At 37.4% G+C, this 14,621-nt stretch carries 15 protein-coding genes; 7 read left to right on the forward strand and 8 right to left on the reverse strand.

Annotated features, from left to right (window positions below):
- Positions 1-173: 173 nt before the first annotated feature.
- The 7 genes from DRF57_RS14545 to DRF57_RS14575 are packed head-to-tail and all read left to right on the forward strand — an operon-like array spanning position 174 to position 4,788.
- Positions 174-929, forward strand: a complete 756-nt coding sequence (locus DRF57_RS14545) for a polysaccharide deacetylase family protein (protein WP_047492456.1) — start codon at positions 174-176, stop codon at positions 927-929.
- Positions 922-1,548: a LolA family protein gene (locus DRF57_RS14550; protein WP_047492453.1), complete on the forward strand. Its 627-nt coding sequence runs from the start codon at positions 922-924 to the stop codon at positions 1,546-1,548. The genes DRF57_RS14545 and DRF57_RS14550 overlap by 8 nt, the downstream gene beginning before the upstream one ends.
- Positions 1,514-2,155 (forward strand): hypothetical protein, encoded by a 642-nt coding sequence (locus tag DRF57_RS14555; protein ID WP_115919289.1) that lies wholly within the window; start codon positions 1,514-1,516, stop codon positions 2,153-2,155. The genes DRF57_RS14550 and DRF57_RS14555 overlap by 35 nt, the downstream gene beginning before the upstream one ends.
- 4 nt (positions 2,156-2,159) lie before the next feature.
- The gene (locus tag DRF57_RS14560) at positions 2,160-2,756 is read left to right on the forward strand and encodes an outer membrane beta-barrel protein (RefSeq protein WP_115919291.1); all 597 of its coding nucleotides are present in this window, start codon (positions 2,160-2,162) and stop codon (positions 2,754-2,756) included.
- Positions 2,757-2,760: 4 nt separating this feature from the next.
- Positions 2,761-3,141 carry a 3-hydroxyacyl-ACP dehydratase gene (locus DRF57_RS14565; RefSeq protein WP_115919293.1) on the forward strand — a complete coding sequence of 127 codons (381 nt, stop codon included), beginning with the start codon at positions 2,761-2,763 and terminating at the stop codon, positions 3,139-3,141.
- Positions 3,138-3,614, forward strand: coding sequence for a hypothetical protein (locus DRF57_RS14570; protein WP_047492450.1), 477 nt, complete (start codon positions 3,138-3,140; stop codon positions 3,612-3,614). The genes DRF57_RS14565 and DRF57_RS14570 overlap by 4 nt, the downstream gene beginning before the upstream one ends.
- 4 nt (positions 3,615-3,618) lie before the next feature.
- Positions 3,619-4,788, forward strand: coding sequence for a DUF2062 domain-containing protein (locus DRF57_RS14575; protein WP_115919295.1), 1,170 nt, complete (start codon positions 3,619-3,621; stop codon positions 4,786-4,788).
- A 60-nt stretch (positions 4,789-4,848) separates the two neighbouring features.
- On the opposite strand, the gene DRF57_RS14580 is transcribed toward DRF57_RS14575, so the two are convergent.
- The 8 genes from DRF57_RS14580 to fabG form a co-directional block, all read right to left on the reverse strand.
- Positions 4,849-7,482 (reverse strand): T9SS-dependent M36 family metallopeptidase, encoded by a 2,634-nt coding sequence (locus tag DRF57_RS14580; protein ID WP_115919297.1) that lies wholly within the window; start codon positions 7,480-7,482, stop codon positions 4,849-4,851.
- A 161-nt stretch (positions 7,483-7,643) separates the two neighbouring features.
- Positions 7,644-8,009: a hypothetical protein gene (locus DRF57_RS14585; protein WP_047492443.1), complete on the reverse strand. Its 366-nt coding sequence runs from the start codon at positions 8,007-8,009 to the stop codon at positions 7,644-7,646.
- Complete coding sequence (locus tag DRF57_RS14590) at positions 8,006-9,691, reverse strand: C45 family autoproteolytic acyltransferase/hydolase (RefSeq protein ID WP_115919299.1); 1,686 nt, start codon at positions 9,689-9,691, stop codon at positions 8,006-8,008. The genes DRF57_RS14585 and DRF57_RS14590 overlap by 4 nt, the downstream gene beginning before the upstream one ends.
- A 12-nt stretch (positions 9,692-9,703) precedes the next feature.
- Positions 9,704-11,221: a phytoene desaturase family protein gene (locus DRF57_RS14595; RefSeq protein WP_115919301.1), complete on the reverse strand. Its 1,518-nt coding sequence runs from the start codon at positions 11,219-11,221 to the stop codon at positions 9,704-9,706.
- 135 nt (positions 11,222-11,356) lie between these two features.
- Positions 11,357-12,241 (reverse strand): LpxL/LpxP family acyltransferase, encoded by an 885-nt coding sequence (locus tag DRF57_RS14600; protein ID WP_115919303.1) that lies wholly within the window; start codon positions 12,239-12,241, stop codon positions 11,357-11,359.
- Between the two features lie 132 nt (positions 12,242-12,373).
- On the reverse strand, positions 12,374-12,628 hold the full coding sequence (locus tag DRF57_RS14605) for an acyl carrier protein (protein ID WP_047492437.1): 255 nt from the start codon (positions 12,626-12,628) through the stop codon (positions 12,374-12,376).
- 4 nt (positions 12,629-12,632) lie between these two features.
- Entirely contained in the window at positions 12,633-13,853 is a 1,221-nt protein-coding gene (locus tag DRF57_RS14610; protein ID WP_115919304.1) for a beta-ketoacyl-[acyl-carrier-protein] synthase family protein, read from the reverse strand.
- Position 13,854: 1 nt separating this feature from the next.
- On the reverse strand, positions 13,855-14,586 hold the full coding sequence (fabG, locus tag DRF57_RS14615) for a 3-oxoacyl-ACP reductase FabG (RefSeq protein ID WP_115919306.1): 732 nt from the start codon (positions 14,584-14,586) through the stop codon (positions 13,855-13,857).
- Positions 14,587-14,621: the final 35 nt, after the last annotated feature.

The following is a 14,621-nucleotide window of genomic DNA, read 5'->3' on the forward strand; positions in this document are numbered from 1 at the left end:
GATAATAATACTCTTTTGTTTAGCATTCAGAGCAGGATGAGGTGAGGTGTAAAAAATCTAAACACTAATGATTTGAATTAATCAGTTCCTATTCCTCCGGAATGGCACAATCAATGCAATAATATAGGTAAAACAGGTACTCATTTCCCTGTTCAATTTTAAAACAACGAACGATGAAACACTATTTCTTCATTCTATTTTACCTTTTCTGTAACGTTTTTATTTATGCGTTTCATGGAAGCTTTTGGGTATATATAGCTTGTTTTCTGGCTTTTTCTGCAGTAGTTGTTTGGGGTTCTTTCCATATTGAACTGGGATATTTCGTCAACAGTATCACCCATAAGCGGACAAGAGCTAAAGAAGTTGCTCTTACTTTCGATGATGGTCCTACGGAGTTTACGCCCCAATTTTTAGATCTGTTAAAAGAACATCAGATAAAGGCCACTTTTTTCTGTATTGGAAAACAGATTGAAAAACATCCGGAAACCTTTCAGAGAATCATTGAAGAAGGTCATACCATTGGAAATCACACGCTGACTCATTCTAACTCGACAGGCTTTTTATCTGCTTCTAAAATGATTGAGGAAATTGAAAAATGCGACGACGTGATATCCAAAGTGGGAAATATAAAAACGGAATTGTACAGACCTCCTTTCGGGGTTACCAATCCCAATATTGCAAAAGCTATTAAAAGAACCCATAAAAAGAGTATAGGGTGGAATGTCCGGTCTTTAGATACCGTTATTGATAATGAAAAGAAAATTTACAGAAGAATAACGAAAGGCTTACGAAAAGGAAGTATCATCCTTCTCCACGACACATCGGAAAAGACTTACCGTGTACTGGTAGATTTATTAGTATTTTTGGAAGATAAAAAGTATGCTACTTTTACCATTGATTCAATTACAAATTCAAAGAAAAATGATTAAAAATATTGCTTTCGGAGCATTTTTATTAATATCCGGTCTCTTTTTTGCTCAAAATACAGCAATGTCCGGAGCTGAAGCAAAAGCTTTTGTCTCCAAAGTTTCCTCTGAAACCAAAGAGATCAAAACACTGCAAAGCGATTTCACCCAAACCAAAAAAATGGACTTTTTGGATAAGAACATCGTTACGTACGGAAAAATGTCATTACAGACCCCGAATATGTTGAGCTGGAAATATACAAAGCCTTATCAATACAGCATTGTATTTAAAAACAATAAGATCTTCATCAATGATCAGGGGAAAAAGTCCTCTGTAGATGCAAAAAGCAAAACATTTGAAAAGATCAATAAACTTATTGTAGGAAGCTCGAATGGAACCATGTTCAGTGATCCTGAATTCACTGTAACTTATTTTAAAAGCGGAAATTACAATATTGCGAAATTCGTTCCTAAAACATCTCAGCTTTTGAAATATATCAAACAGATTGAACTTTATTTCCCAAAGAACCAGTCAACGGTTTCCCAGGTTAATATGACGGAAGCCTCAGGAGATACTACCAATATTGTTTTCAAAAATACCAAGATCAATGCTTCGATTCCTGCGTCTGAGTTTAGTTTATAGCCTGATGTCAATAGGGGTTATTTCCTGTAAGTCTTATCAGCTTACGGATGTACAACCTATTTCTGAATCAAAGAAAACCGTGGAGAACCTTTATTTTTCTTCAGCTGAAGATTATGTATACAAGTGCCAGATGGACATTTACAAAAATCATGTAAGCGGCATTCTGATCATCAAAAAACTGAGTGAGACGACACACCGTGTCGCATTAACTTCAGATTTCGGAAATAAGCTGATTGATTTTGAGATTTCACAAGATGATTTTAAACTGAATTATGTTCTTCCGGATCTCGACAAAAAAGTGGTCATCAATTTTCTAAAAAACGACTTTCGGGAACTTTTGAAAAAACAGTATCCAATCAATGAAAGTTTTGAGAATAAAGACGCCAGAATTTACCTGTCAAAAAACGATCATAAAGGCTATTATTTATTTTTCAATAAAGAAAGCGGATTGCTGAAAAAAATCATCTATACCAGGAATAATAAAGAAAAAATCGATTTTACTTTTGAGGCAAAAAAGCATATCTTCGCGGACAGCCTAAACCTGCAGCACAAGGATTTTAGGATCAATATAAAACTAGTTCAAATAACCGAGACGGAATCAGATTAACTTCATGAAAAAATTATATTTCTTATTTATTGGGCTCCTTTCAGGGGTGTCTTTTGCACAGGTAACTTTCAACCCGGGAATAAGGTTGGGCGCCAATATTTCACACCTTTCTGACGGCCAGACTAACTATTGGTACAATGATTACCAAAGCTACTATCAGTACGGAGCCGATAAGTTTGATATAAAGTCAAAAGTCGACTTTTATATCGGTTTTCAGGCCAATATACGTTTCGCTAAATTCTATGCTCTTCAACCGGAACTTTATTATACCCGCCAGGGCGCTAAGTTTGAAAGCGAAAACCCCGGTGTAGAAACAAAAACAGTCGATCTTTCTTATGTGGGCGCGGCGGTTGTCAATAAATTTTATTTCGATAAATTTAATATCCATTTCGGACCCACTTTAGAGTTTCTTACCGATAGCAAAAACATCCCTTCCCCTATTGGTGTAGATTTAGGAATATTACTCGGTGCCGGATACGACATCACAAAAAATATCGGAGTAGAAGCCCGAATCAAAAAAGGATTTGTGCATGTATATAACGATCACACCAATGTAACATTCCAGACTGGAGTTTATTATACTTTTAATCTTAAAAAATAAGATCATGCAGACCATTCTTACAGATTTTTATACATTACAGTCATACGAAAAAACAGAAAACGGAAGTTTTATTGCTGATATCAGCTTAAACAAGGACCATGATATTTTCAAGGGACATTTTCCGGGAAACCCTGTGACACCAGGAGTATGTATGATGCAGATTGTAAAGGAACTCACTGAAGAATTTGTGGGTTCAAAATTATTTTTAAAAACAGCATCCAACGTTAAATTCATGGCAATTATCAATCCTTTTGAGACACCTGATTTAAGACTTCAGCTGGATATTGATGAAAACGGAGAAGATGTTAAAGTAAAAAATATCACTTCTTTTGGCGAGACTATTGCATTAAAGATGTCTGTAAGCTATAAAAAATTGACGTCATGAAACTTATTTTATCCTTCTTAGCGGCATTTATTTTTTTCTTCCAGTCTGATCTGGAAACGGTGAGAAACAGCTATGCTAAAGCCAATGAATCTAATGCCAATACCCAAAATTTTATTGACACTGCAGAAAAGCAATCCGGCTCTGATGCGGTAACTTTAGGATATAAGGCGGCAGCTAAAATCATGGAAGCTAAAGTTTCTAAAGGAAATAGAAAATCTTTGGTAAAAACTGGAGCGACAAGCCTTGAAAGCATCATCAAAAGCAATCCTAATAATGCAGAACTGCGTCTGATCAGGTTAAGCGTTCAGGAAAATATTCCCAAAATAGTAGGATACCGCGGCAGTCTGAAAGAAGACAAAACCTTCCTTCTGAATAATTACAGCAAACAGAATACAGCCCTGAAAAACTATATCAAAAGGTTTGCTATGCAGTCTAAAACCATTACCGGAGCAGAAAGAGCCACTTTAAAATAAAACCATGTCCCTTGCTGAAGTACAAAATGCAATTTCCGAAAAGAAGATCTGCATTTTAATACCTACCTACAATAATGAAAAAACTCTGAAAAGGGTAATTGACGGTGTTCTCAGCTACACCGGAAGTATTATTATTGTCAATGACGGTTCTACCGATTCTACACCGAATATCCTTTCTCAATATCCTGAGTTAACTGTCATCACCTTACCTCAGAACAAAGGCAAGGGAAACGCATTAAAAACAGGTTTCAGAAAGGCTAAAGAATCAGGATACCGTTATACCATTACCATCGACTCAGACGGACAGCACTATCCGGATGATATTCCGGTATTTGTAGAAGCGCTTCTTCAGGAAAAAGAAGATGTATTACTCATCGGGAACAGAAATATGTCTCAGGACGGTATTCCTAAGAAAAGTAGTTTTGGAAACCGTTTTTCCAATTTCTGGTTTTGGTTTGAGACCGGAATTAAACTGGAAGATACCCAATCCGGTTACAGGCTTTATCCCTTACATAAAATTCCAAAGAAATACTTTACTCCCAAATTTGAATTTGAGATTGAAATCATTGTAAGAACCGCATGGAGACATGTTCCGGTAAAGAATGTTCCTATAAAAGTTCTGTATGACCCTGCTGAGCGGGTTTCCCATTTCAGACCGTTCAAGGATTTCACAAGAATCAGTATCCTGAATACAATTCTGGTGACGATTACCCTGATTTACATTATTCCGCGAAACTTCATTAATAATTTCAAAAAAAAAAGTTTTAAAAGATTCATTCAGGAAGATGTCTTAGAAAGCGATGGAAGCAACCGTACAAAAGCTTTTTCCATTGCACTTGGAGTCTTCATCGGGCTTTCTCCTTTTTGGGGGTTCCAGACCCTTCTTGTAATTAGCTTATCGGTTCTTTTCAAATTGAATAAAGTTCTTGCATTCATCGCTTCCAATGTGAGCCTCCCTCCCTTTATTCCCTTTATCATTGCCGCGTCTTTATTTCTGGGCGCCCCATTTGTAGAGGGTGACAGCAATATCCTAAACCAGGATTTAAACTTTGAACTGATTAAGAATAATCTCCTTCAATATGTCATCGGGAGTTTTATCTTAAGCACAGCATTATCTGCCATCTCAGGAATAATCACTTTCCTGTTTCTGAGCAAACTGAATCCGGAGTCCTAAATAAAAAATAAAGCCCTGAAATACAATATTTCAGGGCTGTTTACAGTATAGTATTTTGTTCTATTTTGAAACAATAATCTTCTGTGAATAATCAATTGCGTTATTTTTGATTTTTACAATATATACTCCGTTGATCAACTTATCAGCACTGATTTTAGTATGCTTATTAAGATTGATATTTTCCGTAGTCATCAATTTTCCTGTAAAATCATAAATAGACACGGTAGTAATTCCTGATGCGTTCATTCCATCAGGTATTCTTATCGTAAATTCACTTTTTACCGGGTTTGGATAGATAGAAATACCTTTAGAAACAGAAGCCTCTTTTACCGCAAGGTTGGCACATTCTGCAGGTACTGTAAAATCTTCTACCTGATCATTGATATCCGGTAAAGGCTGATTAGCCCCAATCACCAAGCCGTTAAGAGTACCTGCCGATGCATTCACCCCTAATCCTCTTTTAGCAAATACACTCCAGATCATACATTTATTCTCTCCATTGGTTGTTGCCTGATCGGCTGCCAGAATAGCATCTCTTCCCTGTGCAAAGGTAGGATTACACTGCTGTAATTTAAGAGCATCCATTACCAGCTGAAGAACTTTTGCACTTCCACTGTTAGGATCAGCTAGCACATCACTGCTGTATCCATATTTCTCAACATATTTCCAGTTAAGATCCCATAACATGGAAGCCCAGATAAATCCGATACTATGAACATCCGGTACGGTAACTGCAATTCCGCTAATGCTACCATTAACCTTCATTCCATTGGTACGTCCATAAGTATAGTTATTGATTGCAAAATCCGGAGAATACTTGGCTGGTCTTATCCCTGCTCCGGTTGTTGTTTCTCCTGAAGAGAATGTTCCCACACCTCTTGCTATAGAAGCATTATCTCCTGGCTTTGTAGTTAACATCAATGCAAAGAAATCAGACCATCCTTCTCCCATTTGCTCGTTGGATGTGAAATAAGATAGACAAGAACTTCCTGTTCCTGTAAGACGGTTAGAAATTCCATGTCCATATTCATGACTGATAATACCATTATCTAAACTTGCATCTCTATAAACTGCCTCTGTCTTCAATGTAGCGTTACCTACAATACCATTATTCAAATCATTGACTAAAAACTGCCCTTCTGATTTTCCAACCATAATGGTAGGAATTGTAACCGTATTATCAGTTCCTCCAAGACCTACGGGCTGATCACTGCTTGGATGATATTGTATAACCCCTACTGCTCCTGCATTTTGAAGGTTTTTGGTTTTAACGGAAAAATTACATCCGGCCGCATTTACAACAGCTATTTTCCCTGTAAGACTTCCTGCTGTTACAGCTGTACAGGCATCAGCCGGTACAGAAAGAGCTAAATCACCGGTTACCGGTGTGCCACCGATAAGCTGTGGACCAAAATTAGCTGTTCCGGCTGCCGGTGTTCTTGCTACATAATTGGTAGGTGCATTATAATAAAGATATCTTGCTCCATTGGGAACAAAAAGATACATCTGCATTCTTCCGCTGGTTCCGTCAACTCCCGGATTAAAGTTAGCATTATTCAGACCACTGCCATCTCTTGATTCTGCCAAAACAGGGTCATTCTCGGTACCTCCTTTTCCAAAATTATTTTTCTGATAGTTTCTCGCAGTCTCTGTAAATCCAAACTTATAAAATACATCATGCATTTTATTGCTAACGTAAAACAAGTTTGTAACTGCTGCAGAGGTATAGTTTTGTTGCATTAACGTCACGTCCACTGGGAAATCAAAAGCTCGTGCAGCTCCTCCGTCAGGGGAAAACTGTGGTGCATTTGTATTGGCCTCATCAGTATAGGCAAAGGCATTATTACCTCTTGTAATGGTATAATGATTAGTACCGTCAGAATGCCATCCCTCAGGAGAGGCTGTCAGATCCCAAGGGTTGGTAAGCAGTGTTCTGCCTCCAAAAGTAGGTGCCTCAACAGGAAATGCAAATACGTTATAAGACGCATTATCAGGAGCTAAAACAAAATTGGTTTGCTGCTGTGAAACACCTGCCGTATTAAGCGGAGCTCCTGCAGGTTGAATAGCCGGCGACAAGCTTTGAGGCAGCTGTTCAAATGCATCTGTATGGAAATCACAGGAAAGCGTTGTATTCTCCTGGTATAGAACAGAACCGTCTTCTGTGCTTACAACAACATTCCATACGTTGCTGGTTGCTTTTTCTTCAATATAAAACTGATACCCAAGTAGTAAATCCCCTCCCTTTGCAAAATAAACCGCATTGGCTTTTATTGGCTCTTCTTTTCCTTCGCTATTTTTTACTGTTTGGAGACCATTAAACTTTTTAGCTGTTTCTGCAATAAAAGTATCTTTTTTAGAGCTTTCGCTTCCCCTGATCCCTGCAATGTTTTTAACAAAAGTATCCGCAAAGCTCAACACCTTACCTTCTCTCACCAGAACATTTGCCGAGCTTCCAAATACAGGAATACCGTTTACGGTTTGCTGTATTCCTACAACCTCACCTTTCAAACTAGTAGACGGATCTACATTGATTACTTTAAAAACTTTAAGTTTTTCATCAACTCTTTGGAAAGAGCCTTTTTCAGAATTAACATAATCTTTTATTACTTGTTCATACTTCTGAGCAGAAACTGCTCCAAAGCCAAAGAAAGAACAAAGCAATAAAAACTTAACACTAAGTCGAATTTTTTTCATTGATTTTACTTTTTAACCGATGTTAATATATATTATTTCACCAGTTAGTAGAAAAAACCATAAAAATGTTACATAATTTTCAAAAAAACTATTAAATCACTTGATTAAAACACAACTAAAGCCTGTTTTTACAGAAAAATAATGATTTAAATCAAAATAAACTATTGATAAACAACATCGAAAAACGATAGAGGACTCATCATGATTGTGACAAATATCGAAAGAATTACTAAAATCATCTGGACCGTATGATAGGTTTTTTCACGGTCATTTTCATTGATCTCAAAAGTAAATTTAATCTTATCCGGCCTCCTGATAATCAGCCCGGTAAAGATGAGAATGATAAGATTTAATACTACCGGTAAAAACAGAAATATTTTACTCCCATACTCATCTTTTCTCCCTCCATAGCTGTGAATTGGTATAATTTCCGGAACCGAGCTATACACTGAGAAAAGATAGACGGAATAACACAGAATAATAACAAAGGGAATACAGAATAAGACTTTTATATATTTCGGGATCATTTCAGTTTCTTTAAAGTTTTTTTCAGAAATTTCTCAGTGTCCTTTCTATCGGGTACTGTTGTAATTTCTTTTGTTAAGGCTCTTTCAAATTCCGCCTTTGCTTTGGAATACTCTTTCCTGTAAAAATAATATTTTCCAGCCATATAATATCCTTTCCAAAAATCGGGATTTAAGGAATGATAGCGGGCAATATAGTTATCTGTAAGAAACTCACGGTTTTGAATTGCATCACTTATTTTTGTATTCACCACTCTGTATTCCTCATAGTTTTTAAACTCCTGAGACTCTACAAAGGGATCCTTCCCGATATTAAGCTGTGATTTTGAAAGGTCGCTATGCTGCAACCCTTTATCCGAGAATATTGCATTAAGATCATAACATACGAATTCCCCAAGCTGATATGGGCTGGAAGATACCCAAACCAATTTTTTCTGAGGAGAAAATATAACCGCATGATGAGCTAACAGCTGGTTTAGTGACTTTTCGTTACCATAACCGATATTTTCACCTTGCAACCCTGATCTGTTTCTTAAAATAGAAGCCATTTTCTCCGGGGTAAGCTTTTTTTCTTCCTGAAGAAGCTCCTGCAGCTTTTCGTACCTATATTCTGAATGACTTTCTTCGATATGCTTTTGGTTCCTTGTATCATCTTTATAGGCCTCAGACTGAAAATGATTAGTGCAAAGGACCTTGCTTGTATTTTGCACGCTGTAGACTCCAAAGTTTTTGGGCGATACTTCAATGATTATAGCCTTTTTATCATGAGCACTGCCGACCAAAATAGATTCTGAAACGAAAACCTTTCTCTTTCTGGCAATAGCAATGGCTTCATCTATATTTTTGGCATACTGTAAGATCTCTCTTGTTACCAAGGAAATAGGGGTTTTGGCTGTTAAAGGAATTTTTGATTTCCCCGCATTGATGGTCACCGTAATTCCTTCTTTATTCATTCCAGAAACCACTCCTATCATTCCCGGCCAGCTTACTGACATATAAGAAATTCCCTCTTCCGGCTTCACAAATTCCACCAACTTATTTTTTGCAAAATCATCACCCACATAAAAATCAAAATTCCTTCCTATCAGAAGATCTCCGTCCTCTGTATTTTCATTCCAGACAGCCAGTGAAGAGCAGCCTACCATGGCCAGATCCTGCATAGCATGCCCAATATCGTGTGCTCCATGCAGGTAAAGATTCCGTAAGTATTTTGGGGCAATAAAATCATACTGATCTGATGAATACTGTGATAATCCATACAGTTCAGCCTGATAATCTTCTCTTACATTAAGATACATTTTTCTGTTGTACCATTTTAAAAAGCCTCTCAATATTTTCTGTCGGAATTTTGAAGGGACAAACCCCTCCACTTTTGAAAAGAAAATCCCTTCCTGTTTCTGCATCAGATTTTGTGTTAAAGCCCCATTATTATACCCTAACTGAAGTGGATTCCCTGTTATATAAAGCTCCCAGAGCTGCTGTTTATTTTTAGTCAGATAATTCTGTTTATAGCTAAAGGTCGTATCATTTATTCTATTTACTTTGGGAATCTCCAGTGAATATTGTTTTACATCGGGAAGGTGATGAACAGACTTTGATACCCCACATGAAACCAGGATACAGCAAAAAAGAAAATACAGAAAAAGTCTTTTATAGATCAGAGAATTGGTATCAGTTTTTTTCACGTTGGGTTCTTATTACATCATTTGATTTAAATGTCTGTCTATAGTTTCCTTACCTAAAATTTCAGAGCAGGTATTGAAAGCTCCGATAGTTACCCCTAAAATTCCGTGCATATTCACAGACTGACCTGTCAGAAACAGATTGTCAATTTTAGTACGTGGAGAAACCATTGTTTTAAGTGGGTTTTCAGAGTTTTTCATATAACCGTACATATTTCCTTCAAAACTACCGATATAATCACGATAAGACAACGGTGAAGAAGTATATATTTTTTTGACAGCATGTGTAAGGTTAGGAATTTTCTTTTCCAGGGCATCAAGCATTTGCTCTGCTTTCGCCAGCTTAAACCGCTCATACATCTCTCCCCTTTCATGATCATCAGCCACTGTATTGAATGTATTTTCCCAGTCTTTAACCTCATCAAAGTCCATATAGGAAATAGCTGTCAGACTTTCTGCAAACTCAGGATAATGCCTGGAGGGTGACGATGAAAGCATATAGGTTTCCGGCCATGTTTCTTTCCTGTAACGGAAGGCACTCCACACCAGCTCCTCGGAGGAATAGTGGTATACATTATAATTAAAATTGGGAATAGTATTTGGCTTTAAGACCAAATATACACTGAAGCATGATGAAACAGGCTCCCAGCTTAAAACTCTGTTGAGAAAGGATTTTTTTAATCGCTCTTCTCCTATTAACTTGATGGTTGAGCGGATTTCAATATTTGAAATTATTTTTTTTGCCGTATATTCTTTACCGGAAGCTGTTTTCACTGATGTCAGTACATTATTGTCATCAAAAATAAAACCTGTTACCTCAGCATGTTTATGAATATCTGCCCCATACTGACGAAGTTTTCTGATCAATAATTTAGAAATCTGGCTTCCTCCTTTTATACATTTGTAAGCACTCTGGATGTAGGAATTTACAGTTAAAGCATGAACATAAAAAGGAACGTTTTCAGAATCTCCGGCATAAAGGAAATTAGAGCCTAGTAAAACCGATTGCAGTTTTTTATCTGAAGTAACTGACTCTATAAACCTTCGGGTATTCAGATGCAGTATTTCTTCATTATAATTATCTTTTCCCACGACGTTATATCTGGGGAACTGGCTGCACACATATTGAATTTCCTCACAATAATTTTCAAGATTTTCTCTTTCGTCCGGAAAATAGACCGATAGCTGCTCAACAAAGTTCTGATATCCCTGAGCATGTGGATAATCAATAGCGTCCTCACCAAAGGAGATTCTGTCATATCCGTCTTCATCCATTCGCTGAAGGTCCAGATCATCCATGATTTCCAGATAGGAAAAAAAAGTATTTAGATTTTGCCCCTTGGAAAGACCTCCCAAATAGTGTACTCCCGTATCAAAGACGAGCTTATCCCGTGAAAAAGTCTGTAAATTACCTCCGTACTGATTGTTTTTCTCCAATACACATACTTTAAGCCCTTCTTTCGCCAAAATAAGAGCCGAAACAAGACCTCCCAATCCGCTGCCGATTACAAGTATGTCATATTCTTTCTTCAAGGAGAATGTGCTTTAATTTAGAAATTAAGACTGCTCATCAAGAGGTGATCTGCCTTCGGTCTTTTAAAGATCCATAGACAGGCTAATCTAAATGGTTTCAGTTTTTGTTAGTTTTCAGGGATAAAAATAGAAAAATTAATCAACATCATCCCAAAAATCAAAATAATTAAACCATTGGAGCGGATATTTTCTGACCATGGTCTCCAGATTTTGAACGTAAGACTGCAGAAGTCCCTGAGAATCCCTGTTTTTAATATTCTGAGCAAGTCTTGCATAGAGATGGTAATGAAGATTATTTTCTTTCATTACATAAACATACACCACAGGTACTCCTAATCTCGAAGCAATAAGAAAAGGGCCTGCCGGAAATTTCGCACTTTTCCCCAGTAACTCGGTTTCCAGGAATTTGGATCCTTCAAAATAACGGTCGCCGGTAAAACAGATCAACTCATTATTTGACAATGCCTGATTAATCTCAAAGATATGCGACATATCTTCTTTGACATAAATAAATTTAATGGAACTTTCTTTTACCGCAACACTTTCCAGGTATTCTTTGATCACGGTAACTTCCTGATCTGTAGTCACCAGATTGATCTGGCAGTCGAAATCGATATCTGCAAAGAAATGTTCTGCAATTTCAAAATTACCGATATGGGCACTGATCAGAACACCTCCCTTTTTAGCGGCTAAAAGGCTTCTGAGGTTTTCAATACCATCAAATTCATACGTGTATTTTTCTCGTAGTCCGGCAGAAATAGCCGTTTTATCAATCAGTACTTTTCCAAAAGTGAAGTAACTGTGAAATATGGAGCGCAAAGCCTTCCCATATCCGTAGTTGAGTCTTTTCTGAAAATAATAAAGAATATATCGGTTGCTTTTTTTCTGGAACAGAAAGTAATAGGCAGCCACAAAATATAGGACAAAATATGAACTTCTGATTCCGATATTTCTAATACACCAAACGAATATTCTGTATCCTGATACCGTTCCTTTAGATTTACCTTTCCACTTGTTCATAAATATTGTTTACCAATGTAACCGTATACCAGCGCAACAATTATTGTATTAAATGTGTCCGGCATTGGTATACTGTCACATTATTATATGGGTATTATTGTAAAGAATAAAGATCTACTCAATACTAGGTAATTAAGCTTTTTTCTCAGCAATCTTATTTTCAATGGTTGTATAGAAGTCATCAAATGTCACCATTTTTTTGAAATCTGCTTCTCCTAATTTCACTCCGAAATTAGATTCAATCACCACAACCATATCAATATAATCTAAGCTATCTAAGCCTAATGTACTTTTAAGATTGGCCTCATTACTGATTTCGTCTCCGTCTACCTCGAATTCATTTACCAGAAAATCATTAACAATGGCCACTATTTTTTCCCTTTCCATGTTTTTAATCAAATTTTTTAACTATTAATGCAGAATTGGTTCCCCCAAACCCAAAAGAATTCGACAAAAATACATCAATTTTTTGATTTTTTGTTTTGGAGACTAAATTTATCCTTTGAGCCTCATTATCAGGATTTTCAAGATTTATATTAGGAGCTACAAAATCATTCTGCATCATCAGAATAGAGTAAATAACTTCACTTGCACCTGCCATCCAGCATTCATGTCCCGTCATGGATTTAGTAGAACTTACGGGAACTTCACTTCCGAAAATCTCATAAATTGCTTTTGCTTCGTTAGCATCCCCAATAGGAGTGGAGGTAGCATGAGCATTAATATAATCAATATCTGAAGCAGCTAATCCGGATTGTTGTAAAGCTCTGCCCATAGCTAAAGCCGGTCCATCAACATTAGGGGTTGAGATATGTCCTCCGTTTGAAGAAAAGCCGTAGCCTATAATTTCAGCAAGGATAGGAACGCCTCTTCTTTGTGCTGATTCTAAGCTTTCTACAATTAAAGTGGCTGCACCTCCGCTGGGAATCAAGCCATCCCTTTCTGTATCGAAAGGTCTTGATGCTTTTGCAGGTTCGTTTTCCCGTGTTGAGAATACCCCCAACCCGTCAAAGCTTGCCATTGAATATTTATTGGTTTCCTGTGCTCCTCCACAGATGATCATATCCTGAAAACCGTTCTTGATCATCATAAAGGCCAGCCCCAAAGAATGCGACCCACTTGCACAGGCAGCACTGATGGTAAGATTAATTCCTTTCAACTTGAAAATCGTAGAAAGGTTCATCGTCACTGTTGAGTTCATTGATTTAAAGATCGCTCCCGATCCCATCAATGTAGTATCTTTTTTTTCCCGGGCAATATCAATAGACTCTACTACTGCCTTAGATACACTGTCATTTCCGTATAAAATCCCAACTTCATGGGTATCTAAAAAAGCTTCGTCAAGATTCGCCTGCTTCAAAGCATCAATGGTGGCAAGATAAGCATACTCACTTTCTTCTCCCATGCTTACACGCTGGCGTCTGTTAAGAAGATTTTTCAAATCCGGCTTTGGAACGACCCCTGTAAGGCCTGATCTGAAACCGAAGTTTTTTCTGTCTTCGTCTAAAACAATACCGGATTTTCCTTGATATAGGGATTCCCTGACCTCTTCTAAAGACGTCCCGATGCAGGAATAAATTCCCATTCCGGTAATCACAACCCTATTTTCCATCTTATGAATAAATTCCGCCGTTAATATTAATTATCTCTCCTGTAATGTAGGATGCTTTTCGGGAAGCTAAAAATGCTACTAAATCAGCTACTTCTTCTGCTTCTCCGAATCTGTTTGCAGGAATCATCGCTTTAAGCTCGTCTTCATTAAAATCCTGGGTCATATCTGTTTTGATGAAACCCGGTGCCACAGCATTTACGGTGATATTTCTTTTCGCCACTTCCTGGGCAAGCGCTTTTGTAGCTCCTACCAGAGCCCCTTTTGCTGCCGAATAATTGGTTTGCCCGGCTGTTCCTTTTACCCCGGAAACCGAAACCATATTGATGATTCTTCCGTATTTATTACGAAGCAGTTTTTGGATAAAAAAATTCGTCACATGGAAAAACCCGTTTAAGCTTGTATTGATCACACTGTTCCAGTCTTCTTTCAGCATCCACATAAACAGGCCGTCTCTGGTAATTCCGGCATTGTTTACAATCACTTCTACTACAGCAGAAGGATTTGTATCCTGCCATTCTGTAAGGACGTTCTGTGTTTCCTCCGCATTTCCTACATCAAATTTAAGAATTTCTCCTGTAGAACCAAGTTCTTCCACTTTGGTCAATGTTTCCTTAGCTGCAGCCTCATTAGAGGTATAGTTGATCAGTATATGATAGTTTTTTTCTTCAGCCAGTTTTATACAGATGGCCCTCCCGATTCCTCTGGAGCCTCCTGTTACAATTGCACATTTCATGCGTTAGTGTTTATTTCGTTTTAGTTTTTTTTAAG

Origin of the sequence: Chryseobacterium rhizosphaerae (assembly GCF_003385455.1) — a bacterium.
GTDB lineage: Bacteria > Bacteroidota > Bacteroidia > Flavobacteriales > Weeksellaceae > Chryseobacterium > Chryseobacterium rhizosphaerae.